This window comes from Micrococcus sp. KT16 (genome assembly GCF_003315015.1).
Taxonomy (GTDB): Bacteria; Actinomycetota; Actinomycetes; order Actinomycetales; family Micrococcaceae; genus Micrococcus; species Micrococcus luteus.
In genome coordinates this window covers 175,210-199,873 of record NZ_QNRG01000001.1, presented here as the reverse complement: position 1 = coordinate 199,873, position 24,664 = coordinate 175,210, and the positions used below count along the sequence as shown (strand labels likewise).

Sequence of the window (24,664 nt, the reverse complement as noted above, 5' to 3'; positions counted from 1 at the left end):
TGCGCGCACTCGTGTGCGCCGGCGAGCAGACCCGTTCCCGCCCCGTCATCCGGCCCTCCGCGGCCGTGCCCGGGGCATGACGATTGTGGAGGACATGGCTAAGAAGGAAGGTGTCATCGAGGTCGAGGGCACGGTGTCGGAGGCATTGCCGAACGCGATGTTCCGGGTCCGTCTGCAGAACGAGCACGTCGTGCTCGCCACGATCTCCGGAAAGATGCGTCAGCACTACATCCGCATCCTCCCCGAGGATCGCGTCGTGGTGGAGCTTAGCCCGTACGACCTCAACCGGGGTCGGATCGTGTACCGATACAAGTAAGAACCCCCGTCCAAGCGAGCGCAGGAGGAAGAGCCGTGAAGGTTCAGCCGAGCGTGAAGCGGATTTGTGACAAGTGCCAGGTCGTGCGCCGTAAGGGCCGCGTGCTGGTGATCTGCTCGAACCCGCGCCACAAGCAGCGCCAGGGCTGATCGCCTCCCCGGGAGCCCGGGGAGCGACGCCGTCGCGTTGACCACACCACCCACCGGCCATCGGGCCGAACAGCAGGGACAGCGGTCCACCCCGTGAGGGGAGGGCCCCCACCTCCGGCCGCAGGGGCCGGAGACCGACGACGGCGGACGCCCGCCGCGGAGCACGCCGGATCTTCCCCGGCGCCGCGACGACGGGTCCGCGAGGCCCAGTGCCGCGTCGTACGGGACGTCCCTGGTGCAGACCCCTGCTGCAGAAGAACAGGAGGACGGCCACATGGCTCGTCTTGCAGGCGTTGACATTCCGCGCGAGAAGCGCGTGATCATCGCACTCACGTACATCTACGGTGTGGGCAAGACCCGCGCTGAGGAGACCCTCGCCGCCACGGGCATCGACCCGAACATCCGCGTGAAGGACCTCTCCGACGAGCAGCTGGTGCAGCTGCGCGACCACATCGAGGGCAGCTACAAGGTGGAGGGCGACCTCCGCCGCGAGGTGGCCGCCGACATCCGTCGCAAGGTGGAGATCGGCTCCTACGAGGGCCTGCGCCACCGCCGCGGCCTGCCGGTGCGCGGCCAGCGCACGAAGACCAACGCCCGTACCCGCAAGGGCCCCAAGAAGACGGTCGCCGGCAAGAAGAAGTGATCCTGCACCGGCGGTGACCGCGTCCACGTCCGGACGCCCCGCCCGCAGCATCAGCACCAGCAGCTTTCCCGGAGGAGAATCACATGCCCCCCAAGACTCGCGCATCGGCTGCCCGCAAGCCGCGTCGCAAGGCCAACAAGAACATCACCGTGGGCCAGGCCCACATCAAGAGCACGTTCAACAACACCATCGTGTCCATCACGGACACCACGGGTGCCGTCATCTCCTGGGCCTCGTCCGGCGAGGTCGGCTTCAAGGGGTCGCGCAAGTCGACCCCGTACGCCGCGCAGATGGCCGCCGAGCAGGCCGCCAAGCGTGCGCAGGAGCACGGCATGAAGAAGGTGGACGTCTTCGTGAAGGGTCCGGGCTCGGGCCGCGAGACCGCCATCCGCTCCCTGCAGGCCGCCGGCCTCGAGGTGGGGTCCATCCAGGACGTCACCCCCATGGCCCACAACGGCGCTCGCCCGGCGAAGCGCCGCCGCGTCTGACCTGAGCGCTGTGTCCGCGTCCGCCCCCGCCCGGGGCGGACGCGGACAGGTCTGCGGACCTGCCCCCACCCCGTCCTCGTTTCCACCCACCGCGTGCGTCATATGGCGGACGCTCGCCGAAAGGAAATGTCCGTGCTCATTGCACAGCGCCCCACGCTGACCGAAGAGGTCGTCTCCGACCGTCGTTCCCGGTTCGTCATCGAGCCCCTGGAGCCCGGCTTCGGCTACACCCTCGGCAACTCCCTGCGCCGCACTCTGCTCTCGTCGATCCCCGGTGCTGCCGTGACCAGCATCCGCGTGGACGGCGTGCTGCACGAGTTCAGCACCGTCAACGGAGTCAAGGAGGATGTCACCGAGATCATCCTCAACATCAAGAAGCTCTCCGTCTCCTCGGAGAACGACGAGCCCGTGGTGGCCTACCTGCGCAAGCAGGGGGCCGGCGTCGTCACCGCCGCGGACATCACCGCGCCGGCCGGCGTCGAGATCCACAACCCGGACCTGCACATCGCGACCCTGAACGCGAAGGGCAAGTTCGACATGGAGCTGACCATCGAGCGCGGTCGCGGCTACGTGACCGCCGCCCAGAACAAGTCCGCGGACGCGGAGATCGGCCGCATCCCGGTCGACTCCATCTACTCCCCGGTCCTCAAGGTGACCTTCAAGGTCGAGGCCACCCGTGTGGAGCAGCGCACCGACTTCGACCGTCTGATCCTGGACGTGGAGACCAAGGAGAACATGCTGCCGCGTGACGCGGTGGCCTCTGCCGGCTCCACCCTGGTCGAGCTGTTCGGCCTGGCCCGCTCGCTCAACGTCGAGGCCGAGGGCATCGACCTGGGCGACGAGCCCGAGGTCGTCGAGGGCTCCGCCGACCTGGCCCAGCCGATCGAGGAGCTCGAGCTCACCGTGCGCTCGTACAACTGCCTCAAGCGCGAGGGCATCCACACCGTGGGTGAGCTCGTGGGCCGTTCCGAGGCCGACCTGATGGACATCCGCAACTTCGGCGCGAAGTCCATCGACGAGGTCAAGGAGAAGCTCCAGGAGCTGGGCCTGTCCCTCAAGGACTCGCCGGCCGGCTACGACCCGCAGGCGCACGCGCGCCAGATGGACGACGACCCGTTCTCGGACTTCTGAGCCGATTCCGCACCACCTGACATCTTCGACCCAACGCCGCAGCCGGCTGCAGGGTCCCACCCGAGGAGAAACACCATGCCTACCCCCACCAAGGGTCCGCGTCTGGGCGGCAGCCCGGCCCACGAGCGCATCATGCTGGCGAACATGTCCGCCCAGCTGTTCGAGCACAAGTCGATCACCACGACGCTCACCCGCGCCAAGCGCCTGCGCCCGTACGCCGAGCGCCTGATCACCTTCGCCAAGAAGGGCGATCTGCCGGCCCGCCGCAAGGTGCAGGGTCTCATCGCCGCCAAGAACCGCACCAACAAGGCGGTCGTGCACGAGCTGTTCACCGTGATCGGCCCGGCGATGGCCGAGCGCAACGGCGGCTACACCCGCATCACCAAGATCGGCAACCGCCAGGGCGACAACGCGCCCATGGCCGTGATCGAGCTGATCATGGAGCCGATCTCCGGCAAGCAGGCCGTCGTGCGTGAGGCCGAGCAGGCCGCCGCGTCCGCGCCGGCCGCCCCGGCCGAGTCCACCCCGGTGGAGGCCGTCGACCCGGCCGCCACCGAGGAGGTCACCGTGGCCGAGTCGCAGGAGGCCGCCGCCGAGATCGACGGCGCCGTGCCCACCAACGAGGACGGCTCGGCTCCGGCCGAGGCCACCATCAAGGGCAACGCCAGCTCGAAGAAGTACCACGTCCCCGGCTCGCGCTGGTACGACCAGACCACCGCCGAGGTCTGGTTCTCCACCGTCGAGGAGGCCAAGGCCGCGGGCTTCGAGCCTGCCGGTGGCGAGGCCGCCCAGAAGATGGCCTGACGCCAGCGCGTGAGTCCGCGTCCGTCCCCGTGACGACGCATCGGCGAGGGCCGTCCACCACCCGGTGGGCGGCCCTTCGCCGTCCCCGGTCCCGCCCCGACCCGCTTGAGGAGCAGCATGAGCGAGCAGCACCGCCCGGACGCCCCGCCGGCGCCCGGGGAACCCGCGTCCGTGCGCGTCCGCCTGGACCTGGCCTACGACGGCGGCGCCTTCCACGGCTGGGCCCGCCAGCCCGGTCTCGACTCGGTCCAGGGTGCGCTGGAGGACGGGCTCGAGCGGATCCTGCGCCGGCCCGTGCGCACGGTGGTCGCCGGTCGCACCGACGCGGGGGTGCACGCGCGCGGTCAGGTCGTCCACCTCGACCTGACCGAGGCGGAGTGGGTGGGCCTGACCCGTGGCCGCCCCGGCCTGGAACCGGCCACCTCCCTGACCCGCCGCCTCGGCGGGGTGCTCTCCGGGTGGGGCGGGGCCGTCGTCGTGCACGGGGCGCGGCGGGCCCCTGCGGGCTTCGACGCGCGGTTCAGCGCGCTGTGGCGCGAGTACGAGTACCGGATCGACGACGCGCCCGCCGCGCGTGACCCGCGCACGCGGGGCTTCACCCACTGGCACGCCGCCGCCCTGGACGATCGCCTCATGGCGCTGGAGGCCGACGCCGTCCTCGGACTGCACGACTTCCTGTCCTTCTGCCGGCCCCGCGAGGGCGCCACGACCATCCGCGAGGTCCAGCGCCTGGAGGTGCGACGCGATGTGGACGGCGTCGTGCGCGTCCGGATCCGGGCCGACGCGTTCTGCCACAACATGGTCCGGGCGATCGTCGGGGCGCTACTGCAGGTGGGGGAGGGGGCCCGCGAGCCCGGCTGGCTCGCGCACCGGGTGGCGAGGCCGGCCCGCGACTCCGAGGTGCGCCTCGCCCCGCCCGGGGGGCTGACGCTGCTCGCCGTCGGCTATCCCGACGAGGCGGCGGAGCTGCGCCGGCGCGCCGAGGGCACCCGGGCGAAGCGGACCCTGTGAGCCGGGGTCGCCCGCGGCGACGGCTTTTGGCTCCGAGGCCCGCGTTCGGTAGGATGGGTGGACGTTGCGCATGCCCGCACCCGGATGCGTCGTGCCGCGAGTGGCTCAGTTGCATGGCCTTCAGCTCGCGCCGCACCCCCGGGGCATCGGGCCCGGACGCCTTCCAGCCCTCACCTGGGGGACCGGCGCGCACGGAGAACTGACAGCGCGAGCGCGCCGGAATCACGACCCGGCGGGCAGGTGCTGTGGACCACCACCGACCCTGAAGGCAGACAACGTGCGTACGTACTCTCCCAAGCCTGGTGACGCCGACCGTCAGTGGCACATCATCGATGCCACCGACGTCGTCCTCGGCCGCCTGGCCTCCCACACCGCCACCCTCCTGCGCGGCAAGCACAAGCCGACGTTCGCCCCCCACATGGACATGGGCGACTACGTCATCATCGTGAACGCCGAGAAGGTCGCCCTCACCGGCGCCAAGCTCGAGAAGAAGCGCGCCTACCGCCACTCGGGCTACCCGGGCGGCCTGAAGTCGCAGTCCTACGCCGAGCTGCTCGAGACCAACCCGGTCCGCGCCGTGGAGAAGGCCGTCAAGGGCATGCTCCCGAAGAACTCGCTGGCCGCCCAGCAGCTCTCCAAGCTGAAGGTGTACAAGGGCGCCGAGCACCCGCACACCGCCCAGCAGCCCCAGACCTTCGAGATCGGCCAGGTCGCCCAGTGACCCCGGCGGGCCACTGACGCAGACCTTCCCTGAGGAGAACCATGAGCATCAACGAGAACGACGACGTGGAGCTGACGAGCTACACCTCTGAGTCCACCGCCGCCGCCGAGGCCCCCGTCGCCTCCGAGCGCCCGGCCCTGACCGTGCCCGGCTCCGCCGTCGGCCGCCGCAAGGAGGCCGTGGCCCGCGTGCGCCTCGTCCCCGGCTCCGGCCAGTGGACCATCAACGGCCGCGCCCTGGAGAACTACTTCCCGAACAAGCTGCACCAGCAGGAGGTCTCCGACCCCTTCACGCTGCTGGAGCTGACCGGCGCCTACGACGTGATCGCCCGCATCCACGGCGGCGGCCCCTCCGGCCAGGCCGGTGCGCTGCGCCTGGGCATCTCCCGCGCCCTCAACGAGATCGACCGCGAGCACAACCGCCCGGCGCTCAAGAAGGCCGGCTTCCTGACCCGCGACGCCCGCGTCATCGAGCGCAAGAAGGCCGGCCTCAAGAAGGCCCGCAAGGCCTCGCAGTTCTCGAAGCGCTGATCCTGCGCCGCACGGTGTCCCCACCGTGCCCCCGCCGACGCCCCGTCCCGCTCCTCACGAGCGGGGCGGGGCGTCCGCCGTCTCCGTGGGCCGGCGGCACCTGACCCAGGGGTAATATGAAGGCGCATGGCGACGACGCCATGACGGGCCGCTCGCCCGTCCGGTGCGCGGTCCGATCGAAGACACCCTCAGGAGCCGCCGTGGCCGAGAACACGAGTCCCACGCCCGACCCCCGCACCCGTGGCGAGCACGGCACGGAGCACGCCGCGCAGGCCCCCTTCGCCGTGACCCGTGACTACGCCGCCGAGGTGGACGAGATCCGAGAGCTGGGCCGCAAGCTCGGCGGGGAGAAGAAGACCCCCACCCCGGACCCGCAGGCCTGGCGTGAGGGCTACCCGTACAAGACCAAGCTCAGCCGCAAGAGCTACGAACGACGCAAGCGCGAGCTGCAGATCGAGCTGCTGAAGATGCAGCTCTGGGTCAAGGAGACCGGCCAGAAGGTCCTGATCATCTTCGAGGGCCGCGACGCCGCCGGCAAGGGCGGCGCCATCAAGCGCTTCAACGAGCACCTCAACCCCCGCGGCGCCCGGACCGTGGCCCTGGAGAAGCCCACGGAGGAGGAGGCCTCGCAGTGGTACTTCCAGCGCTACATCCAGCACCTCGAGTTCATGCGCGAGACCCCTGAGCTGGAGCGCATGCTCGTCAACTCCGGCGTGCACATCATCAAGTTCTGGTTCTCCGTGTCCCAGCGCGAGCAGCTCAACCGCTTCGCCGCGCGGGAGACCGACCCCGTGCGTCGCTGGAAGCTCTCGCCCACCGACCTGGCCTCCCTGGACAAGTGGGACGACTACACGAACGCGAAGGAGGCCATGTTCTTCTACACGCACACGGCCGACGCCCCGTGGACCGTCGTGAAGTCGAACGACAAGAAGCGCGCCCGCCTCGAGGCCATCCGCCACGTGCTGCACACGCTGCCCTACCCGGACAAGGACGAGCGCATCGTCCACCGCCCCGACCCGCAGATCTGCGGCCCGGCCAACGAGCTGGCCGAGTACGGCGAGGTCTCCCGCGGCTCGTTCCCGCGCGTGCGCTGACCGGGCCGCGCACGACGGCGCCCCTCACCGTCCGGTGAGGGGCGCCGTCGTGGGGAGCGGGGGCGGGTTCAGCCGCGCTCCTCCTCCACGTACTCCGGGGTGACGTGTGCGTCGTCGAAGAGGTTGTCCGCCCCGAAGCCCTCCGAGACGTGGTACTCGCCCGAGGCCAGGGAGAGGCGGACGTCCTCGCGCAGGATCGGCAGCTTGGCGTAGAACGCGTCGCCGCAGCAGCTGGTGGCGGTGACGTCGCGGTGGCCGATGATGCGGGACGGCGGCAGCTCGTACTGCTGGCAGATGTAGGCGACGAGCGGCACCAGGCCGGCGTAGAGGCTCTGCGGCGGCGGGTTCAGCATGTACAGCCCCTCGCACTCGATGCCGAGCGCATACGCGTTGAACCCGAGCGCGTGGACGCCGAGCATGAACGTCTGTCCGCCCTCGAGCGCGTGCCGGGAGCCGTGGCGGCCCTCCATCGCGAAGCCGCCGCGGGAGACGGTGAAGTGCTGCCCGGTGTCGCCCCAGTCGTTCGCGGGGCTCATGTGCGCGTTCTGGACCACCTGCGCGATGCTCTCCGCCGCCTCCCGGGAGCCGTCCGTGACGTTCGGCGTGGTGGTGTGGTGGATCACCAGGTAGGAGGGGCGCTCGTTCAGGGTCTGCAGGTAGTAGTTGGGCTGCATGGCGCCCCACTGCGCGGTGGTGATGATGTCCGGGGCGGGCAGGCGGGTGGCCTGCTCGTCGCCCTCCGAGCTCTGCTCGGCCTGCTCATCACGCCCGCAGCCGGCCACGCCGGCAGCGATCGCCAGGCCCGTGCCGCCCAGCACGCTGCGGCGCGTCCAGGAATGGGGGAGCGGGGGCGGGGTCACGTCGGGCATGGATCGAGGTCCTTCGGGTTCGGGGCGGGGCCTCCCGGGCGGATGTGAGCGGACGGGCGCGGCCGCGGGGGCTCGACCGGTCCGATGCTACCGCCCCCCGGCCCGTTTCGTGACCCTCCCGTGATGCAGGCCGCAGGGGCGGCCCCTACACTGACTGATCATGTCGAGATTGTTCGGAACCGATGGCGTCCGTGGCCTGGCCAACGAGACCCTCACCGTGGAGTTGTCCGTCCAGCTGGCCCAGGCCGCCTCGCCCGTCCTCGGCGCGGAGGCCTTCGACGCCGGCCGACGCCCGGTCGCCGTCGTGGCCCGGGACCCGCGCATCAGCGGTGAGTTCATCGCGGCCGCCGTGCAGGCGGGCCTGGCGTCCTCCGGCGTGGACGTGTGGGATGCGGGTGTGCTGCCGACCCCCGCCGCCGCCTATCTCGTGGGGGACCTGGACGCCGACTTCGGTGTGATGATCTCCGCCTCCCACAACCCGGCCCCGGACAACGGCATCAAGTTCCTCGCGCGCGGCGGCGAGAAGCTGACCGACGCGCAGGAGGACGAGATCATCCGTCACCTCGAGGGCGTGGCGCCGCGGCGGCCCCAGGGCGCGGACGTGGGCCGCGTGCGCGTCTTCGCGGACGCCGAGGACCGCTACGTCCTCCACCTCCTGCAGACCCTCCCGCACCGGCTGGACGGGCTCAAGGTCGTCCTGGACTGCGCACACGGCGCGGCCGCCGGCTGCTCGCCCGAGGCGTTCCGCGCCGCCGGCGCGGAGGTCGTGGTGATCGGCGCGTCCCCGGACGGGCTCAACATCAACGACGGCTACGGCTCCACCCACCTCGAGAAGCTCCAGGCGGCCGTGCGCGAGCACGGCGCGGACCTGGGCATCGCGCACGACGGCGACGCCGACCGGTGCCTCGCCGTGGACGAGCGCGGCGAGGTCGTCGACGGCGACCAGATCATGGGCGTCATGGCCGTGGCCCTCAAGGACCGCGGCGTCCTGCGGGACGACACCCTGGTCGTGACCGTCATGTCCAACCTGGGCCTGAAGCTGGCCATGGGCCGGGAGGGCGTCCAGCTCGTCGAGACCCAGGTGGGCGACCGCTACGTCCTGGCCGGCATGAAGCTCGGCGACTACTCGCTCGGCGGCGAGCAGTCCGGCCACGTGATCTTCTCGGACCACGCCACCACCGGCGACGGGGTCCTCACCGGCCTGCAGCTCGCCTCGCGCGTCGCCGAGACCGGCACCCCGCTCTCCGAGCTGGCCGCGGTGATGGACCGGCTGCCCCAGGTCCTCGTGAACGTGCGCGGCGTGGACAAGTCCCGCGCCGCCGAGGACGAGGCCGTCCAGGCGGCGGTCGCCGAGGCGGAGGCCCGCCTCGGCGAGACCGGCCGCGTGCTGCTGCGCCCGTCGGGCACGGAACCGGTCGTGCGCGTCATGGTCGAGGCCCCGGACGAGGAGACCGCCGGCCGGGAGGCCCAGGTGCTGGCCGACGTCGTGCAGCGCGAGCTGCGCCTGCACGACTGACCGGACCGATGACGTCGGACGCGGCCCCCCGGCCCCGCCGCTGGACCCTGTTCGCGGGGCTGCTCGCGGGGCTGGCGGTCCTGTGGTCGGCCGCGTTCCTCGCCGTGGACGCGCCCGTGTGCGCGCGGCAGAGCGCCCCCGTGGAGTGGTTGCCGTGCCTGGATCCGGACCGGCAGGACTCGGAGGTCGCCCCGGACGCCGGGTCCAGCGCAGACCGGACGACGTCGCGGCCCTGAGGGCACGGCCCCGGTGCCGCCGAGGGCATGAAGGAAGGGCCCGGGGCGACTCGTGTGAGTCGTCCCGGGCCCTTCGGCGTCGGACAGGGGGAGATCAGAGGGTGGTGGTCCCGGAGGTGGGGCCGCCGCGGCGCTCGGCGAGCAGGTCGCGGATCTCGGTGAGCACGGCGACGTCGGCGGCCACCTCCTCCTCGGCGGGGTCGATGCCGAGGCGGCGGTTGCGGGCCTCGATCATCTTGTTCATCGGCATCACGATGGCGAAGTACACGGCCGCGGCGATGAGCAGGAAGTTGACGATCGCGGTGAGCAGCACGCCGAACTTCACGTCGTTGCCGTTGACCGTCAGCACGGCGAACGAGTCGAAGTTCGGCGAGCCCACGGCGGCGGCGATGAGCGGCATGAGGACCGCCTCGACGAGCGCGTTCACGATCTTGCCGAAGGCGGCGCCGATGATGACGGCGACGGCAAGGTCGAGGACGTTGCCCTTCATGATGAAGTCTTTGAATCCCTGGAGCATGGGGAGAATCCTACGTGTCACGAAGGCGGCGCGGTACAGGGTCGAGCGAGTCGTGCGTCTCAGTCCGTGTAGTCCGGCGCCGGCGGCAGACCCCACGCGGTCTCGAGGACGCCGCCGGCCGCCTCGACCCGGGCCGCCTCCGCGGACCCGACGTAGCGCAGATGCCAGGGCTCGTGGGCGAAGCCCGTCACGTCCTCGGCCCCGGCGGGATAGCGGATGACGAACCCGTACTCGGCGGCGTGCGCGGCCACCCAACGGCCCGCGGCGGTGTCGCCGAAGCACGCTTCCAGGTCACACGCGGGGGTCGCGGCGTCGCCCACGTCCCAGGCCAGGCCGGTCTGATGCTCGGAGTACCCCGGACGCGCCGAGACGCGGTCGGCCTCGGCGCGGCCCAGCTCGTCGACCCAGTGGCCGTACGTCCGGACCTGGTAGTCGTACGAGCGGTAGGCGCTCAGGGTGGTGAGGCGGTGGCCCGCCGCCGCGGCGGCATCCAGCAGGTCACCGGCCGCCGTCGCGGCCGCCGCCCGCAGGGACAGCTCGCTGCCGGGCACGGCCACCAGATCCGAGGGCGCCCAGTCGGGCGGGGCCACGGGGCGGGTCTTGTTCACGACGACGTCGAGGGTGGCCGGGTCGGCGTGCGTGCCCGACGACGGCGCCGTGCTCGAGGCGGCGCCGGACGACGCGGCCGCGCTCGCGGAGCCGGACGTCGGCGTCGTCGGCGTCGAGGACGGGCCCGCGGCGGGCGTGCCGCAACCGGCCACGAGCAGCGCGAGCGCGGCCAGCGCGGCGAGAGGGAGGGTGCGACGCATGGATCAGACCTTCCTCAGCAGCACGCGGGTCACCTCGTGTTGCGCGTTCTTCGTGAGCACCAGCCGGGCGCGCCCGCGGGTCGGGCGCACGTTCTGCTCGAGGTTCGGGCCGTTGATGGAGTCCCAGATGGACTCGGCCGTCGCCTGAGCCTCGGCGTCCGACAGGGAGGAGTACCGGTGGAAGTAGCTGCGCGGGTCGGCGAAGGCCCCCGAGCGCAGACCCATGAACCGGTCGATGTACCAGGACCGGATCCAGGACGCGCGCGCGTCCACGTACACCGAGAAGTCGAAGAAGTCGGAGACGGAGAGCCCGGCGGTGCCGTCGGCCCGGGTGCGCGGCGGGGCCAGCACGTTGAGTCCCTCCACGATCAGCACGTCGGGACGGTGCACCACCTGTTCCTCGCCCGGCACGATGTCGTAGGTGATGTGCGAGTACACGGGCGCGCGCACCTCCTGCGCCCCGGACTTGACGTCCGCCATGAAGCGCAGCAGCGCGCGGCGGTCGTAGGACTCGGGGAAGCCCTTGCGGGACATGATGCCGCGCTCGTGCAGCACCGCGTTGGGGTGCAGGAAGCCGTCCGTGGTGACCAGCTCGACGCGCGGCGTCGTCGGCCAGCGGCGCAGCATCTCCTGGAGCACACGCGCCGTCGTCGACTTGCCGACGGCGACCGACCCGGCCACCCCGATCACGTACGGGGTGCGCCCCGTCCGCTCGCCGAGGAACGCGTTGGTCGCGCTGCGCAGGGCCGCGGAGGCCTCCACGTTGATGCTCAGCAGGCGCGAGAGCGGAAGGTAGACCTCGGCAACCTCGCGCAGGGACAGATGCTCGCCGAGGCCGCGCAGACGCTCCACGTCCGCCTGGTCGAAGGGCTGCGCCATCTCCGAGGCGAGACGGGCCCAGGTCTGGCGGTCCAGCTCCACGAAGGGGGAGCGCTGGTGGCCGTCGGGCACGGCGTCCGCGGGCTCCTCGGGGCCCACGAGGGGCAGCTCGGAGGTCGGGGGGGTGTAGGTCACCCGATCCATTATGGCCGCGGCCCGCCCGGAGCGGGCCCCCGCGTGACGTCACAGGGCCCGGATAGGATCGGCCCATGCGCGTTCTCGTGACCGGCGGTGCCGGATACCTCGGATCCCACACCGTGCTCACGCTGCTCGAGGCGGGCCACGACGTCCTCGTCCTGGACAGCCTGGTCACGGCGACGACGACGTCGCTCGAGCGCGTCGCCGAGCTCGCCGGAACGCGTCTGGGCGGGTCGCGGCTGCGCCTGCACGTGGCCGACATCCGCCGCCCCGAGGACTATCGCGGGGCGCTCGCGGACTTCGGCCCGGCCGCACTCGTGCACTTCGCCGGGCTGAAGTCGCCCACCGAGTCGATGACCCGCCCCGCCGCCTACTACGACGTGAACGTGGGCGGCACGGCCGCCGTCGCCGAGGCCGCGCTCGCGGCCGGCGCCCGCACGGTCCTGTTCTCCTCCTCTGCGACCGTGTACGGCGACCGCGCGCCGGTGCCGGTCGCCGAGGACGCCGCCACAGACCCGGTCTCGCCCTACGGGCACTCCAAGCTCATGGCGGAGCAGGTGCTGCGCGACGTCTGCGCCACGGTCGACGGCGGCGGGCTGGCGATGCTGCGCTACTTCAACCCGGTCGGCGCGCATCCCTCCGGGCGGCTGGGCGAGGACCCGAGCGGGGTGCCGGCGAACCTCATGCCCTTCGTGGCGCGGGTGGCCTCCGGCGCGTACCCCGAGCTGCGGGTGTTCGGCGCGGACTTCGACACGCGCGACGGCAGCGCCGTGCGCGACTTCATCCACGTGATGGACCTCGCAGAGGCGCACGTGGCCGGGCTCGAATGGCTCGCGGCCCGGGTGGCGACCGGGGGCGGTACGACGACCCGGGTCTGGAACATCGGCCGGGGCGAGGGCGTCACCGTGTTCGAGATGGTGCGCGCCTTCGAGGCGGTCACGGGCGGCCGCATCCCCTACCGCGTGGTCGAGCGCCGGCCCGGGGACATCGCCGAGTCGTGCGCCGCCGTGGACGCGATCGGCGCCGAAGTGGGCTGGCATGCCCGGCGCGATGTGACCGCGATGGTGCGGGACCTCTGGGCCTGGCAGGAGGCCAACCCCGCGGGGTTCTCGTCCCGGACGGAGTGAGCCGGCCCGCCGTGCGCCGAAGTCGGGCCCGGCCCGGTATTCTCGTGCGCATGTGCGGAATCGTCGGATACATCGGCCAGCCCCAGTCGGATCGTGAGCACGGCGCTCTCGACGTCCTGATGGAGGGCCTGCGTCGTCTCGAATACCGCGGATACGACTCCGCCGGTGTGGCCGTGGTGGACGGCGGTCAGCTGTACCACCGGAAGAAGGCGGGCAAGCTCGCGAACCTCGCCGAGGAGCTCGCCGAGCGCCCCATCCCCACCGGCCGCGTCGGCATCGGCCACACCCGGTGGGCCACCCACGGCGGCCCCACCGACCGCAACGCCCACCCGCATGTGGCGGACGAGGGCCGTCTGGCGCTCATCCACAACGGCATCATCGAGAACTATGCCGAGCTGCGCGAGGAGCTGCTCGCCAAGGGCGTCGAGTTCCTCTCCGAGACGGACACCGAGGTGGCCGCCCACCTCCTCGTCGACGTCTACCGGCACGAGGCCGGCCAGGACCTGACCCGCGCCATGCAGCTGGCCTCCCAGCGCCTCGAGGGCGCCTTCACCCTGCTGGCCGTGCACGTGGACCACCCGGACCGCGTGGTGGCCTCGCGCCGCAACTCGCCGCTCGTCGTCGGCCTGGGCGAGGGGGAGAACTTCCTCGGCTCGGACGTCTCCGGCTTCATCGACTTCACCCGCGAGGCCATCGAGCTCGAGCAGGACCAGGTCGTGACGATCACGGCCGACGCCGTCGAGATCTCGGACTTCCGGGGCGGCCCCGCCGAGGGCAAGCGCTTCACCGTGGACTGGGACGCCTCGGCCGCGGAGAAGGGCGGCTTCGAGACCTTCATGGAGAAGGAGATCCACGACCAGCCCCAGGCCGTGCAGGACACCCTGCTGGGCCGCACGGACGCCGCCGGCGCCCTGATGCTGGACGAGCTGCGGATCGACCCCGAGGAGCTCAAGGCCGTCGACAAGATCATCGTCCTGGCGTGCGGCACGTCCGCCTACGCGGGCACGGTGGCCAAGTACGCCATCGAGCACTGGTGCCGGATCCCCGTGGAGGTGGAGCTCTCCCACGAGTTCCGCTACCGCGACCCGATCATCGACCCGCACACCCTCGTGGTGTCCATCTCCCAGTCCGGCGAGACCATGGACACCCTCATGGCGGTCCGCTACGCCAAGGAGCAGGGCGCCCGCACCGTGTCCATCTGCAACACCAACGGCTCCACGATCCCGCGCGAGTCGGACGCCGTGCTCTACACGCACGCCGGCCCCGAGATCGCCGTCGCCTCCACCAAGGCGTTCCTGGCGCAGATCACCGCCGCCTACCTGCTGGGCCTGTACCTGGCCCAGCTGAACAAGAAGCTGTTCAGCGGCCAGATCAAGGACATCCTGGCGGACCTCGGGGCGATCCCCGGCAAGATCGAGGAGATCCTCGCCGGCAAGGACCAGGTCAAGGAGCTCGCCCGCTCGATGGCCGACGCCACCTCCGTCCTGTTCCTCGGCCGCAACGTCGGCTACCCGGTGGCCATGGAGGGTGCGCTCAAGCTCAAGGAGCTCGCGTACATCCACGCCGAGGGCTTCGCCGCGGGCGAGCTCAAGCACGGCCCGATCGCCCTGATCGACGAGGGCCAGCCGGTCTTCGTGGTCATGCCCTCGCCCCTGGACCGTCACTCGCTGCACGCCAAGGTGGTCTCGAACATCCAGGAGGTCCGCGCCCGCGGCGCCCGCACCTTCGCCGTCGCCGAGCGCGGCGACGCGGCCGTGCGCGGCCAGGCCGAGGTCGTCTTCGAGGTCCCCGAGACCCAGCCGATGCTCATGCCGCTGCTGACCACGGTCCCGCTGCAGATCTTCGCCCTCGAGCTCGCCACGGCGAAGGGCTACGACGTGGACCAGCCGCGCAACCTCGCCAAGTCCGTCACGGTGGAGTGATCCGCCGCTGAGGCCACCGAGACCTCTCCTGCCGGGCCCGGCCGCCACACAGCGGCCGGGCCCGCGACGCGTCCGGGACGGTGTCCTCCCGCCCCAGTAGACTCCCCGAGGAGGCCCGCCGCACCCGGCGGGCCGCACGACGAGACCCCGGAGAGTCATGCACACAGTGGAGATCGGCCAGCCGTACCCCCTCGGGGCCACCGTGGACGAGACCGGCACCAACTTCGCCCTCGCGGTCTCCCGCGAGGTGGAGGCGGTCGAGCTGTGCCTCGTCGCCGACGACGGCACGGAGACGCGCATCCCTCTCGAGGAGCGGCACGGCACCACATGGCACGCCCACGTGGCGGGCATCGGCCACGGGCAGCGCTACGGCTACCGCGTGCACGGCCCCTGGGACCCCGCCCGCGGCCTGTGGCACAACCCGGCCAAGATCCTCGTGGACCCGTACGCGCGGGCGTTCACCGGCGACTACGAGTGGGGCCAGCAGCACCACTCGTACGACTTCGACGAGCCGGACCGCATCGACACCTCGGACAACCTGGGCACGAGCATGCTCGGCGTCGTCGTCGCCGAGGACTTCGACTGGGGCGATGACGCCCCACCCGCCGTCGAGCTCACGGACACGGTGATCTACGAGACCCACGTCAAGGGCATGACCAAGCTGCACCCCGCCGTCCCCGAGGAGCTGCGCGGCACCTACGCGGGCATGGCCCACCCGGAGGTGGTCCGCCACCTGACCGAGCTCGGGGTGACCGCCGTCGAGCTGATGCCCGTGCACCAGTTCGTCAACGACGCCACCCTGCAGGAGAAGGGGCTGAGCAACTACTGGGGCTACAACACGCTCGGCTTCTTCGCCCCGCACGCCGCCTACGCCTCCTCCTCGGAGGTGGGCGGCCAGGTCCGCGAGTTCAAGCAGATGGTGAAGGACCTGCACGCCGCTGGTCTCGAGGTGATCCTCGACGTGGTCTACAACCACACGGCCGAGGGCAACGACAAGGGCCCCATGCTCAGCCTGCGCGGGCTGGACAACGCCGGCTACTACCACCTCGTCGAGGGCGACGAGCGGCACTACATGGACTACACGGGCACCGGGAACTCGGTGGACCTCTCCAGCCCCAAGGCCCTCCAGCTGGTCATGGACTCCCTGCGCTACTGGGTCACCGAGATGCACGTGGACGGCTTCCGGTTCGACCTGGCCACCACCCTCACCCGGGTGGAGGGGGAGCAGGGCCCGGACATGTTCTCCGGGTTCTTCGACGTGGTCCGCCAGGACCCGGTGCTGCGCACCGTCAAGCTCATCGCCGAGCCGTGGGACGTGGGCTGGGGCGGCTACCAGGTGGGCAACTTCCCCGGCCTCTGGTCCGAGTGGAACGGCATGTACCGGGACGCGGTACGCGACTTCTGGCGCGGCGAGCCCGGCACCCTCGGCGAGTTCGCCACCCGCCTGACCGGCTCGGCCGACCTCTATGAGGGGGACGGGCGCGGCCCCGGTGCGTCCGTGAACTTCGTCACGGCCCACGACGGCTTCACGCTGCGCGACCTCGTCTCCTACAACGAGAAGCACAACGAGGCCAACGGCGAGGACAACAACGACGGCGAGGCGCACAACCGCTCGTGGAACTGCGGCGTGGAGGGGGAGACCGACGACCCCGAGGTCGTGACGCTCCGCGCCCGCCAGCGCCGCAACTTCCTGGCCACCCTGCTGATCAGCCAGGGCGTGCCCATGATCAGCCACGGCGACGAGCTGGGCCGCACCCAGGGCGGCAACAACAACGTCTACTGCCAGGACAACGAGATCTCGTGGATCGACTGGTCCGCCATGGACGACTCGCTCGTGGCGTTCACCCGCGACCTGATCGCGCTGCGCCGTGACCACGCGGTGTTCCGCCGTCGCCACCACTTCGACGGTCGCCCCGCGGCCCGCGACGTCGAGGCGCCCCTGCCGGACATCGTGTGGCTCGAGCCGGACGCGACCGCCAAGACGGAGGACGACTGGGGCGCCGAGGCCCGGTCGATCGGCTTCTACCTCAACGGGCACATGCTCACCCGCGGGGACGAGGAAGGGGAGGAGCCCTACCGGGACTTCTACGTCCTCATGAACGCGTGGTGGGAGCCCGTGCCGTACACCCTGCCCGGGCCCACGTTCCCGGCGGAGTGGGAGGTCGTCGTGGACACCTCGTCCCACGTCGCCCCGGACGGCACCCGCCCCCGCGTGCGTGCCGGGGACGTGCTTGAGCTCCCGGCCCGCTCCACCGTCGTGCTGCGGCAGGTGCCCGAGGGCGCATGAACGAGCGGGTCGACCGGGGGCGCGTCCGCCGTGGCCTGCCGCGGTGGGCGCGGGCCCTCTGCGCCACCGTGGCCACCCTGGCGGCGCTGGCACTGGCCTTCGGCGCGGGGTGGGCCACGCACGCCGTGACGGATCCGCACCCGGACGACGCACCGCGCGTGGACGCCCTCCTCGTCCTCTACAGCCAGCCCCGCGTCTACGACGCCGCGATCGAGCTCGCCGCGTCCGGCGTCGCCGACCGGCTCTTCGTCTCCGCGTACCTGGGGCCGGACGGGCACGAGAAGCTGTGCGGCGGCCCGGGGGAACGCGACCCGCGGCTGGCCGGCGTCAGCGTCGAGTGCTTCGCGCCCGATCCGGTGACCACCCAGGGCGAGGTCATCCACGCGGCCGACCGCATGCGCGAACTCGGCCTGCACCACCTGGGCGTGCTCACCTTCCACCAGCACGTGGAGCGTGCGCGGCTGCTGGCGGAGCGGTGCTTCACCCCCGAGGCGGGCCGTGTGTCCCTGTACGCGTTCGATGCCGGTTTTGACCGGCTCGGCCGCCTGCAGCACGGCGTCTACGGCGTGCTGGCCTACGGGAAGGCGATGCTCACGCCGGGCTGCGACCAGCAGCTGCCCGGCGTGCTGCAGTGGCCGCTCGACCTGGCCAAGCGACTGCGCGGGCAGCCCGTCGGGGACGAGGCCGGCGCCGTCGTCGTGGGCGCCCGGCGGGCGGGGGCGGTGTGATCGTCGGCGTGGGGGTGGACGTGGTGGACGTCCCGCGGTTCCGGGCGCAGCTCGAGCGCACGCCGGCGCTGCGCGCACGCCTGTTCACCGAGGACGAGCGGGACCTGCCGCTGCGCTCGCTGGCCGCGCGCTTCGCCGCCAAGGAGGCGGTCGCCAAGGCCATGGGCGCCCCGCCCGGGATGATGTGGCACCACTGCTGGATCCCGCGCCCGGACCACGGCGACGGCCGCCCCACCGTGCACCTGACCGGCACCGTCCAGGCCCAGGCCGAGGCCCTGGGCATCACCCACTGGCACCTCTCCCTCAGTCATGACGGGGACGTCGCCACCGCCTACGTGGTCGCCGAACGCCGCGCGGCCGAGGAGGAGTCCGCATGACCGCCGATGACCTGACCCGCATCGCCGTGACCGGCTCGGCCGTGCGCACGGCCGAGGAGCCCCTGCTCGCGGCCGGCCGGGGCCCGGAGCTGATGCGCGCCGCCGCCTGGGCCCTGGCCGAGCACGCCGCCGCCCTGCTGCGTGAGCGCGGCCCCGTGGCCGGGGCGACCGTGGCCGCCCTCGTCGGCCCCGGCAACAACGGCGGGGACGCGCTGTTCGCCCTCGCCTTCCTGCGCCGCCGGGGCGTGGCCGCGGTCGCCGTGCCCGTCCGCCGGGACGACGACGGCGCCCCGCGCTGGCACGCCGAGGGCTGGGCTGCGCTGCAGGCGGCCGGGGGACGCCGCGCGGACGCGGTGCCGCCCGAGGCCGCGCTCGTGGTGGACGGCGTGCTCGGCACGGGCTTCACCGGCGAGTATGAGCTGCCCGCCGCGGCGCGCGCGCTGCCGGCGGAGGCGCTCGTGCTGGCGTGCGACGTGCCCTCCGGCGTGGACGCGGACACCGGCGAGGTGCGGGGGGAGGCCCTCCGCGCGGACGCGACCGTGACGTTCGGCGCCCTCAAGTCCGGTCTCGTCCTCGGGGAGGGGGCGGCGCGCGCGGGCACCGTGCACGTGGTGGACATCGGGCTGGGACCGCACCTGCCGACGTCGCCGGCCGCGCGGCTGGGCGTGATGGACGAGGCCGCCGCACGGACCGCCCACCCGGCCCCCGCGGCCGAGGCCCACAAGTACACGCGCGGCGTGGTGGCCGTCGTCGCCGGATCGGAGCGCTACCCGGGGGCCGCCGTGCTCGCGAGCGCGGGTGCGCTGCACACGGGCGCGGGCATGGTGCACCATTCCGGCCCGCAGACCACCCGGGACCTGGTGCTCGCCGCCCACCCCGAGGCGCTGGTCTCGGCGGAGGGGCCCGAGCCGTCGCGCGCGGACGCCTGGGTGGCCGGCCCCGGCTTGGACACCGAGCACGACGCGCGGCGGCGCTGGGCCGGCGTCCTCGCCGCGCTTGAGGACCGGCCGGAGGCGGCCCTGCTCGCCGACGCCTCGGCCCTGGACCTGGTCACCGCCGCCGAGCTGCGGTCGCTGCGCGCGGCCGGCACGCCCGTGGTCCTGACGCCGCACGCCGGGGAGTGGTCCCGCCTGCGCGAGCGCGTCCCCGCGGACGGCGCCGACGCCGCCGACCCGCTCGCCGCCCTCCGCGCGTGGACGGCCGAACACGGCGCCACGGTCCTGCTCAAGGGCCCGCGCACCCTCGTGGTCGCCCCGGACGGCGAGGCATGGGCCGTGACCGGCGGCGGCCCCGAGCTCGCGATGGGCGGGACCGGCGACGTGCTCTCCGGGGCGATCGGCGCCGTCCTGGCCGCGGACGTGGCGCGGCGCTCGCGGGCGCGCCGGGCCGGGGAGGACCCCGGCCCGGCGCCCACGGCCCGGCTCGCGGCCGCCGCCGCCTGGCTGCACGCCCAGGCCGGGGCCGACCAGGCCCGCGCCGGGCGGATCACCACGGCCACGCTGCCGGCCGCGCTGGGCGCGCGCGTCGCGCGCCTGTGGTGGCCGGACGACGCCGAGCCGGAGGCCGTCCGATGAGCCGCGCCGACGTCAGCCCGGCGGACACCGAGCGCGCCGTACGCATCGACCTGGCGGCCGTCCGGCACAACGTGGGCGTGCTGCAGGAGCGGATCCGCCGCCCCGACGGCAGCCGGCCGCTGCTGACCGCCGTCGTCAAGGCCGACGCCTACGGCCACGGCGCGGTGGCCGTCGCGCGCGCCGCCGCGGCCGCCGGCGCGGACCGGCTCGGGGTGGCCCACGTGCGCGAGGCCCTGGCCCTGCGCGCGGCGGGGGTGCGCCTGCCCGTGCTCGCGTGGCTGCACACCGGGGCCACGGACTTCGCCGCCGCGGTGGAGGCGGAGGTGACCCTCGGTGTCTCGGGCTGGGACCTCGACGCCGTCGCCGACGCCGTCCGCGGGCTGCGGTCCCGCGGCGGGGCCGGACCCGAGGCCCGCGCCGTCCTGCACCTGAAGGCGGACACCGGCCTGGGCCGCCACGGCTGCACGCCCGAGCGGTGGCCCGCGTTCGTCGCGCGTGCCGCCGAGCTCGAGGCCGCGGGCCTCGTGCGGGTGGAGGGCGTGTTCTCCCACCTCGGCGTGGCGGACGAGCCGGACCGGGCCGCCGAGACCACGGCGCAGCTGCTGCGGTTCGAGCGGATGGCCGCCGAGGCCGCCGAGACGCTCGGCCACCCACTGCTGCGGCACCTGGCCAACACGCCCGCCACCCTCGCCCGGCCGGACACGCACCTGGACATGGTGCGCGTCGGCCTGGGCCTGTACGGGCTCTCCCCGTTCGCGGACGTCACCGCCGCCGAGCTCGGGCTGCGCCCGGCCATGTCCCTCGTCACCGTCCTGGCCAACGTCAAGGCCGTCCCCGCCGGGCAGGGCGTGTCCTACGGGTTCCGCCACGTCACGGCGGAGCCCACCACCCTCGGGCTCGTGCCCGTCGGCTACGCCGACGGCGTCCCGCGCGTCGTCGAGGGCACGCGCGTCCACGTCGGCGGCCGGAACGTCCCCGTGGTGGGCCGCGTCGCGATGGACCAGTTCGTGGTGGACCTCGGCCCGGACGCCGCGGACGCGCCCGGCGACGCCGTCGAGCTGTTCGGACCGGCCTCTGGCATTCCGGTGGAGGAGTGGGCCGCGGCCGCCGGGACGATCAACTACGAGCTGGTGACCCGCATCGGAGGCCGCGTGGACCGGCAGCACGTGGACCCCACGCCGACCCAGGAGGCCCGCCCATGAGCGACCACGAGATCCCCGCCCCCGGCCCGACCCTGCCGGAGCCCGTGCTGACGGCGACGGTCCCGCTCGAGGGCGCCGACGGCACCCGGGCGTTCGGCCGCGCCCTCGCCGGGGTGCTCCGCACCGGCGACGTGCTGATCCTCACGGGCGACCTCGGCGCGGGCAAGACGACCTTCACCCAGGGGCTGGCCAGCGGATTCGGCGTGGCCTCCGGTGTGGTCTCGCCGACGTTCGTCCTCTCCCGCGTCCACCCCGCCCCGGCCGACGCCCCGGCGGGCACCCCGGACCTCGTGCACGTGGACGCGTACCGGCTGCGCTCGGCGGGGGAGCTCACGGACCTCGACCTGGACGCGAGCGTGGACCGCTCCGTGACCGTCGTCGAGTGGGGCCGGGGCATGGCCGAGTCCCTCGCCGGGTTCCCCGAGGACCCGGACGCCTCGTGGCTGGACATCGAGATCGTCCGGGCCCGCGGGGGTGAGGACGCCCCCGCGGCCTCGGCGGGGGAGGGCGAGGACGGCATCGTCACCGACTTCTCCGACGAGGACGGGGGCCAGGCCGAGGAGCTGCGTACTGCCGTCGTGACCGGCCGCGGCCCGCGCTGGGCCGGCGTCGTGCTTCCGTAGACTGGCGGCCATGGCCCTGCTCCTCGCGATCGACTCCTCCGCCGCCGCCTCCGTCGCCGTCCTGCGGGACGGTGAGGAGCTCGCGCGCTGGGCCACGGACGACACCCACGCCCACGCCGAGGTGCTCGCCCCCGCGGTGCAGACCGTGCTCGGCGAGGCCGGCGTCACCGGCACCGCGCTGGATGCGCTCGCGGTCGGCGTCGGCCCCGGACCCTTCACGGGACTGCGCGCGGGCCTGGCGACGGCGGCCGCCCTCGGCCTGGCCTGGGACGTGCCCGTGCACGGGGTCCGCAGCCTCGACGCGCTCGCCCACGCGGCCGGCGTCGACGCCTTCCGCCACGGGATCGAGGAGTTCGTGGTCGCCACGGACGCCCGCCGGCGCGAGGTCTACTGGGCCCACTACGCGCAGGTCGGCGGGCAGCCGACCCTGTTGCACGGTCCCTTCGTCTCGCCCGCGGACGAGGTCACCCCGCTGCCCGTCTACGGCGCGGGGGCCGGGCTCTACCCCGAGGCGCTGCACGCGGTGCCGGACTGGGAGACGGCCACGCCGTCCGCCGTCGGGGTGGGGCAGGTGGCCGAGCTCGCCCTGCGGCGCGGCCGCGGTCTCGTGCCGGCCGAGCCGCTCTACCTGCGCGAGTCCGACGCCAAGGTCCCAGGCCCCCGCAAGCGGGCGGGCGCGTGAGCCCGGCCGAGCCGGCCCCGACCAGTGACGGGCGCCCCGTCGAGGATGAGCACGGGCTGCCGCCCGGGTACCTTCTGCGTCCCATGACCGTGTGGGACGTCCCCGAGGTGCTCGCCCACGAGGCCACGCTCTTCCCGCTCGACGCCTGGCCCGCGCACTTCTACGAGGAGGAGCTCGCCCAGACCGGCCCCGCCGGCGGACGGGACGCGCACGGCCGCCCGCCCACCCGGGACTACCGCGTGGTCGTCCGCGACGTGGCCGCGCCCGGTTCCGCGGACGACGACGGCCCCGCCCCCGGCGAGATCGTCGGCTACGGCGGGATCATGGTGGTCGGCGACGTCGCCGACGTGCAGACCGTGGGCACCGTCGCCGCGGCGCAGGGAAGGGGGATCGGCGCGGCCCAGCTGCGCTGGATGGCCGCGGAGGCCACGGTGCGCGGCGCGAGCGCCCTCATGCTCGAGGTCCGGGCCTCCAACGCCGCCGCCCGGCGCCTCTACGTGCGCCACGGATTCGAGGAGCTGCACGTGCGCCGCCGCTACTACCCGGGCGGCGAGGACGCCGTGATCATGCGCAAGGCCCTGTGACCGGGCCGCTCACTAGACTGGAGCCCATGCCCACCGCCACCGCAGCCCCCCTCGTGCTCGGCATCGAGTCCTCCTGCGACGAGACCGGCGTCGGCGTCGTCCGCGGCACCGCCCTGCTGGCCCACGAGGTCGCCTCCTCCGTGGAGGAGCACGTGCGCTTCGGCGGCGTGATCCCGGAGATCGCCGCCCGCGCGCACCTCGAGGCCCTCGTGCCCACGATCCGCCGCGCCCTGGACGCCGCCGACGTCACCCTCGAGGACCTCGACGCGATCGCCGTCACCTCCGGTCCGGGTCTGGCGGGCGCGCTCATGGTGGGGGTCGCGGGGGCGAAGGCGCTCGCCACGGCCCTCGGCACGCCCCTCTACGGCATCAACCACCTCGTGGCGCACGTGGGCGTCGGCATGCTGGACGGCGTGCGGCCCGCGCAGTGGGACGACCTGCCCGCGGACCTGGGTGCGCTGCTCGTCTCCGGCGGGCACACCGAGATCCTGCGCGTGGGCCGGATCAGCTCCGAGGTGGAGCTGCTGGGCTCGACCATCGACGACGCGGCCGGCGAGGCGTACGACAAGGTCGCCCGGCTCATCGGGGCGGGCTACCCCGGGGGCCCCGTGATCGACCGGCTCGCCGCCCAGGGCGATCCGAGGGCCTTCCGCTTCCCGCGCGGGCTCACCGCGGGCAAGTTCGTCGGCAGCGCCGAGGAGCCCGGCCCGCACCGGCACGACTGGTCCTTCTCCGGGCTGAAGACCGCCGTCTCCCGCGCCGTGGAGCAGTTCGAGGCCCGCGGCCTCGAGGTGCCGCGCGCGGACATCGCCGCCTCCTTCCAGGAGGCCGTCGCGGACGTGATCACCGCCAAGGCCGTCCGCGCCTGCCGCGAGCACGGGCTCACCCACCTGATGCTCGGCGGCGGCGTCGCGGCGAACTCGCGCCTGCGCGCCCTGCTCGCCGACCGGTGCCGCTCCGCGGGCATCGAGCTGACCGTCCCGCCCGTGAACCTGTGCACCGACAACGGGGCGATGGTCGCCGCGCTCGGCGCACGCCTGGTGCGCGACGGCGTCGCCCCCTCCGACGCGTGGTTCGGCGCGGACCCGGGACAGCCGGTCGAGGTCGTCAGCGTCTGAGCGCGCCCGGCCCCTTGCCGCCACGCCCACACGTTCCGTAGACAGGGCCCATGACCGGCCATGAGCACCCCCGCCCCGAGTCCACCTCCGCCGCCGTGGACGAGCAGATGCTGGAGGACTTCCTCAATCAGCACCTGCTCGGCTCCCGCTCGGGCGTGAAGGCGTTCCGCGCCGCCGAGCAGACCTGGGCCGGCACCCCGCAGGAGGCCGCGCTGCGCCGCCTCGGCGACGCCGTCCAGGACGACCAGGACCGCCTCGAGGCGCTCATCGGCGAGCTGGGTCTCCGCACCCCCCTCGTGGACCGGGCCGCCGGCGCGGCGGCCGAGGTCGGCGGACGCCTCAACCCCGTGAACGCGCTGCGCACGCGCGGCTCCGGCTGGACGCAGATCGAACTGGACCTGCTGCAGGGCATGCTCCAGGCCAAGTCCGCGATGTGGCACGTCCTCGAACAGCTCGCGCCGCACCTGCCGGCGGTCGACGCCGCCGAGATGCAGGCACTGCGTCAGAGGGCCGCCGACCAGCAGCGCGAGGTCCAGCGCATCACCTCCGCCACCCTCGAGGGCCGGTTCCTGGCCGGCTGAGGCCCGGG

28 protein-coding genes are annotated in these 24,664 nt (G+C 73.3%); 24 read left to right on the top strand and 4 right to left on the bottom strand.

Annotated elements, in window-relative coordinates:
• Positions 1 to 94 precede the first annotated feature (94 nt).
• From infA to DE149_RS00860, 10 genes are all read left to right on the top strand, one after another.
• A complete protein-coding gene (gene infA, locus DE149_RS00905; protein ID WP_010080397.1) occupies positions 95 to 316 on the top strand; it encodes a translation initiation factor IF-1 in 222 nt (73 codons plus the stop codon).
• A 35-nt stretch (positions 317 to 351) separates the two neighbouring features.
• On the top strand, positions 352 to 465 hold the full coding sequence (gene rpmJ, locus DE149_RS00900; RefSeq protein ID WP_002857509.1) for a 50S ribosomal protein L36: 114 nt from the start codon (positions 352 to 354) through the stop codon (positions 463 to 465).
• Positions 466 to 739: 274 nt separating this feature from the next.
• On the top strand, positions 740 to 1,108 hold the full coding sequence (gene rpsM / locus DE149_RS00895) for a 30S ribosomal protein S13 (protein WP_017487821.1): 369 nt from the start codon (positions 740 to 742) through the stop codon (positions 1,106 to 1,108).
• 83 nt (positions 1,109 to 1,191) lie between these two features.
• On the top strand, positions 1,192 to 1,596 hold the full coding sequence (gene rpsK, locus DE149_RS00890) for a 30S ribosomal protein S11 (RefSeq protein ID WP_002857513.1): 405 nt from the start codon (positions 1,192 to 1,194) through the stop codon (positions 1,594 to 1,596).
• A gap of 132 nt (positions 1,597 to 1,728) precedes the next feature.
• On the top strand, positions 1,729 to 2,727 hold the full coding sequence (locus DE149_RS00885) for a DNA-directed RNA polymerase subunit alpha (protein ID WP_049146318.1): 999 nt from the start codon (positions 1,729 to 1,731) through the stop codon (positions 2,725 to 2,727).
• Between the two features lie 75 nt (positions 2,728 to 2,802).
• On the top strand, positions 2,803 to 3,531 hold the full coding sequence (rplQ, locus tag DE149_RS00880; RefSeq protein WP_049146305.1) for a 50S ribosomal protein L17: 729 nt from the start codon (positions 2,803 to 2,805) through the stop codon (positions 3,529 to 3,531).
• Positions 3,532 to 3,648: 117 nt separating this feature from the next.
• On the top strand, positions 3,649 to 4,542 hold the full coding sequence (locus DE149_RS00875; RefSeq protein WP_049146309.1) for a tRNA pseudouridine(38-40) synthase TruA: 894 nt from the start codon (positions 3,649 to 3,651) through the stop codon (positions 4,540 to 4,542).
• A gap of 277 nt (positions 4,543 to 4,819) precedes the next feature.
• Positions 4,820 to 5,263, top strand: a complete 444-nt coding sequence (rplM, locus tag DE149_RS00870; protein ID WP_002857519.1) for a 50S ribosomal protein L13 — start codon at positions 4,820 to 4,822, stop codon at positions 5,261 to 5,263.
• Positions 5,264 to 5,304: 41 nt separating this feature from the next.
• Entirely contained in the window at positions 5,305 to 5,793 is a 489-nt protein-coding gene (gene rpsI / locus DE149_RS00865; RefSeq protein WP_036317791.1) for a 30S ribosomal protein S9, read from the top strand.
• Positions 5,794 to 5,993: 200 nt separating this feature from the next.
• Positions 5,994 to 6,887 (top strand): polyphosphate kinase 2, encoded by an 894-nt coding sequence (locus DE149_RS00860; RefSeq protein ID WP_113913795.1) that lies wholly within the window; start codon positions 5,994 to 5,996, stop codon positions 6,885 to 6,887.
• Between the two features lie 68 nt (positions 6,888 to 6,955).
• Here the strand turns inward: DE149_RS00860 and DE149_RS00855 are convergent, their stop codons facing one another.
• The gene (locus DE149_RS00855) at positions 6,956 to 7,756 is read right to left on the bottom strand and encodes a peptidoglycan recognition family protein (protein WP_044659421.1); all 801 of its coding nucleotides are present in this window, start codon (positions 7,754 to 7,756) and stop codon (positions 6,956 to 6,958) included.
• Positions 7,757 to 7,916: 160 nt separating this feature from the next.
• Here DE149_RS00855 and glmM point away from each other — a divergent pair, with 160 nt between their 5' ends.
• Both glmM and DE149_RS00845 read left to right on the top strand, forming a co-directional pair.
• Positions 7,917 to 9,272, top strand: a complete 1,356-nt coding sequence (glmM, locus tag DE149_RS00850) for a phosphoglucosamine mutase (RefSeq protein WP_192831660.1) — start codon at positions 7,917 to 7,919, stop codon at positions 9,270 to 9,272.
• 8 nt (positions 9,273 to 9,280) lie between these two features.
• Positions 9,281 to 9,508, top strand: coding sequence for a hypothetical protein (locus DE149_RS00845; RefSeq protein WP_010080407.1), 228 nt, complete (start codon positions 9,281 to 9,283; stop codon positions 9,506 to 9,508).
• 94 nt (positions 9,509 to 9,602) lie between these two features.
• Here the strand turns inward: DE149_RS00845 and mscL are convergent, their stop codons facing one another.
• From mscL to coaA, 3 genes are read right to left on the bottom strand one after another with little or no spacing between them, the layout of a single operon-like run.
• Positions 9,603 to 10,025, bottom strand: coding sequence for a large conductance mechanosensitive channel protein MscL (gene mscL, locus DE149_RS00840; protein ID WP_044659423.1), 423 nt, complete (start codon positions 10,023 to 10,025; stop codon positions 9,603 to 9,605).
• A gap of 59 nt (positions 10,026 to 10,084) precedes the next feature.
• Positions 10,085 to 10,834: a M15 family metallopeptidase gene (locus tag DE149_RS00835; RefSeq protein ID WP_192831661.1), complete on the bottom strand. Its 750-nt coding sequence runs from the start codon at positions 10,832 to 10,834 to the stop codon at positions 10,085 to 10,087.
• A 3-nt stretch (positions 10,835 to 10,837) separates the two neighbouring features.
• Positions 10,838 to 11,848, bottom strand: a complete 1,011-nt coding sequence (coaA, locus tag DE149_RS00830) for a type I pantothenate kinase (protein WP_044659424.1) — start codon at positions 11,846 to 11,848, stop codon at positions 10,838 to 10,840.
• A 74-nt stretch (positions 11,849 to 11,922) separates the two neighbouring features.
• Here coaA and galE point away from each other — a divergent pair, with 74 nt between their 5' ends.
• From galE to DE149_RS00770, 12 genes are all read left to right on the top strand, one after another.
• On the top strand, positions 11,923 to 12,978 hold the full coding sequence (galE, locus tag DE149_RS00825; RefSeq protein ID WP_049146067.1) for a UDP-glucose 4-epimerase GalE: 1,056 nt from the start codon (positions 11,923 to 11,925) through the stop codon (positions 12,976 to 12,978).
• A gap of 50 nt (positions 12,979 to 13,028) precedes the next feature.
• The gene (gene glmS / locus DE149_RS00820) at positions 13,029 to 14,900 is read left to right on the top strand and encodes a glutamine--fructose-6-phosphate transaminase (isomerizing) (protein WP_049146070.1); all 1,872 of its coding nucleotides are present in this window, start codon (positions 13,029 to 13,031) and stop codon (positions 14,898 to 14,900) included.
• Between the two features lie 157 nt (positions 14,901 to 15,057).
• Entirely contained in the window at positions 15,058 to 17,187 is a 2,130-nt protein-coding gene (gene glgX / locus DE149_RS00815; RefSeq protein WP_036315853.1) for a glycogen debranching protein GlgX, read from the top strand.
• A complete protein-coding gene (locus DE149_RS00810) occupies positions 17,184 to 17,915 on the top strand; it encodes a hypothetical protein (protein ID WP_049146072.1) in 732 nt (243 codons plus the stop codon). Before glgX ends, DE149_RS00810 begins: the two co-directional genes overlap by 4 nt.
• A complete protein-coding gene (locus DE149_RS00805) occupies positions 17,912 to 18,292 on the top strand; it encodes a holo-ACP synthase (RefSeq protein WP_036338002.1) in 381 nt (126 codons plus the stop codon). The genes DE149_RS00810 and DE149_RS00805 overlap by 4 nt, the downstream gene beginning before the upstream one ends.
• A complete protein-coding gene (locus tag DE149_RS00800; protein WP_049146077.1) occupies positions 18,289 to 19,866 on the top strand; it encodes an NAD(P)H-hydrate dehydratase in 1,578 nt (525 codons plus the stop codon). Before DE149_RS00805 ends, DE149_RS00800 begins: the two co-directional genes overlap by 4 nt.
• Positions 19,863 to 21,068 (top strand): alanine racemase, encoded by a 1,206-nt coding sequence (gene alr, locus DE149_RS00795; protein ID WP_113913794.1) that lies wholly within the window; start codon positions 19,863 to 19,865, stop codon positions 21,066 to 21,068. The genes DE149_RS00800 and alr overlap by 4 nt, the downstream gene beginning before the upstream one ends.
• Positions 21,065 to 21,691: a tRNA (adenosine(37)-N6)-threonylcarbamoyltransferase complex ATPase subunit type 1 TsaE gene (tsaE, locus tag DE149_RS00790; protein WP_049146659.1), complete on the top strand. Its 627-nt coding sequence runs from the start codon at positions 21,065 to 21,067 to the stop codon at positions 21,689 to 21,691. Before alr ends, tsaE begins: the two co-directional genes overlap by 4 nt.
• 10 nt (positions 21,692 to 21,701) lie before the next feature.
• A complete protein-coding gene (tsaB, locus tag DE149_RS00785; RefSeq protein WP_049146661.1) occupies positions 21,702 to 22,373 on the top strand; it encodes a tRNA (adenosine(37)-N6)-threonylcarbamoyltransferase complex dimerization subunit type 1 TsaB in 672 nt (223 codons plus the stop codon).
• Between the two features lie 83 nt (positions 22,374 to 22,456).
• Positions 22,457 to 22,957 carry a GNAT family N-acetyltransferase gene (locus DE149_RS00780; RefSeq protein WP_241247800.1) on the top strand — a complete coding sequence of 167 codons (501 nt, stop codon included), beginning with the start codon at positions 22,457 to 22,459 and terminating at the stop codon, positions 22,955 to 22,957.
• 26 nt (positions 22,958 to 22,983) lie between these two features.
• Positions 22,984 to 24,075: a tRNA (adenosine(37)-N6)-threonylcarbamoyltransferase complex transferase subunit TsaD gene (gene tsaD / locus DE149_RS00775; RefSeq protein ID WP_049146665.1), complete on the top strand. Its 1,092-nt coding sequence runs from the start codon at positions 22,984 to 22,986 to the stop codon at positions 24,073 to 24,075.
• Positions 24,076 to 24,125: 50 nt separating this feature from the next.
• Positions 24,126 to 24,656: a hypothetical protein gene (locus DE149_RS00770; RefSeq protein ID WP_049146667.1), complete on the top strand. Its 531-nt coding sequence runs from the start codon at positions 24,126 to 24,128 to the stop codon at positions 24,654 to 24,656.
• The last annotated feature ends 8 nt before the right edge of the window (positions 24,657 to 24,664 follow it).

Coding starts and splice junctions, on each gene's coding strand:
- tsaD (WP_049146665.1), top strand. CDS start 22,984: ATGCCCACCGCCACCGCAGCCCCCCTCGTGCTCGGCATCGAGTCCTCC.
- DE149_RS00845 (WP_010080407.1), top strand. CDS start 9,281: ATGACGTCGGACGCGGCCCCCCGGCCCCGCCGCTGGACCCTGTTCGCG.
- rpsI (WP_036317791.1), top strand. CDS start 5,305: ATGAGCATCAACGAGAACGACGACGTGGAGCTGACGAGCTACACCTCT.
- infA (WP_010080397.1), top strand. CDS start 95: ATGGCTAAGAAGGAAGGTGTCATCGAGGTCGAGGGCACGGTGTCGGAG.
- DE149_RS00855 (WP_044659421.1), bottom strand. CDS start 7,756: ATGCCCGACGTGACCCCGCCCCCGCTCCCCCATTCCTGGACGCGCCGC.
- mscL (WP_044659423.1), bottom strand. CDS start 10,025: ATGCTCCAGGGATTCAAAGACTTCATCATGAAGGGCAACGTCCTCGAC.
- DE149_RS00875 (WP_049146309.1), top strand. CDS start 3,649: ATGAGCGAGCAGCACCGCCCGGACGCCCCGCCGGCGCCCGGGGAACCC.
- DE149_RS00810 (WP_049146072.1), top strand. CDS start 17,184: ATGAACGAGCGGGTCGACCGGGGGCGCGTCCGCCGTGGCCTGCCGCGG.
- glmM (WP_192831660.1), top strand. CDS start 7,917: ATGTCGAGATTGTTCGGAACCGATGGCGTCCGTGGCCTGGCCAACGAG.
- DE149_RS00800 (WP_049146077.1), top strand. CDS start 18,289: ATGACCGCCGATGACCTGACCCGCATCGCCGTGACCGGCTCGGCCGTG.
- tsaE (WP_049146659.1), top strand. CDS start 21,065: ATGAGCGACCACGAGATCCCCGCCCCCGGCCCGACCCTGCCGGAGCCC.
- tsaB (WP_049146661.1), top strand. CDS start 21,702: ATGGCCCTGCTCCTCGCGATCGACTCCTCCGCCGCCGCCTCCGTCGCC.
- rpsK (WP_002857513.1), top strand. CDS start 1,192: ATGCCCCCCAAGACTCGCGCATCGGCTGCCCGCAAGCCGCGTCGCAAG.
- galE (WP_049146067.1), top strand. CDS start 11,923: ATGCGCGTTCTCGTGACCGGCGGTGCCGGATACCTCGGATCCCACACC.
- DE149_RS00780 (WP_241247800.1), top strand. CDS start 22,457: ATGACCGTGTGGGACGTCCCCGAGGTGCTCGCCCACGAGGCCACGCTC.
- DE149_RS00770 (WP_049146667.1), top strand. CDS start 24,126: ATGACCGGCCATGAGCACCCCCGCCCCGAGTCCACCTCCGCCGCCGTG.
- rpsM (WP_017487821.1), top strand. CDS start 740: ATGGCTCGTCTTGCAGGCGTTGACATTCCGCGCGAGAAGCGCGTGATC.
- glmS (WP_049146070.1), top strand. CDS start 13,029: ATGTGCGGAATCGTCGGATACATCGGCCAGCCCCAGTCGGATCGTGAG.
- alr (WP_113913794.1), top strand. CDS start 19,863: ATGAGCCGCGCCGACGTCAGCCCGGCGGACACCGAGCGCGCCGTACGC.
- rplQ (WP_049146305.1), top strand. CDS start 2,803: ATGCCTACCCCCACCAAGGGTCCGCGTCTGGGCGGCAGCCCGGCCCAC.
- DE149_RS00835 (WP_192831661.1), bottom strand. CDS start 10,834: ATGCGTCGCACCCTCCCTCTCGCCGCGCTGGCCGCGCTCGCGCTGCTC.
- glgX (WP_036315853.1), top strand. CDS start 15,058: ATGCACACAGTGGAGATCGGCCAGCCGTACCCCCTCGGGGCCACCGTG.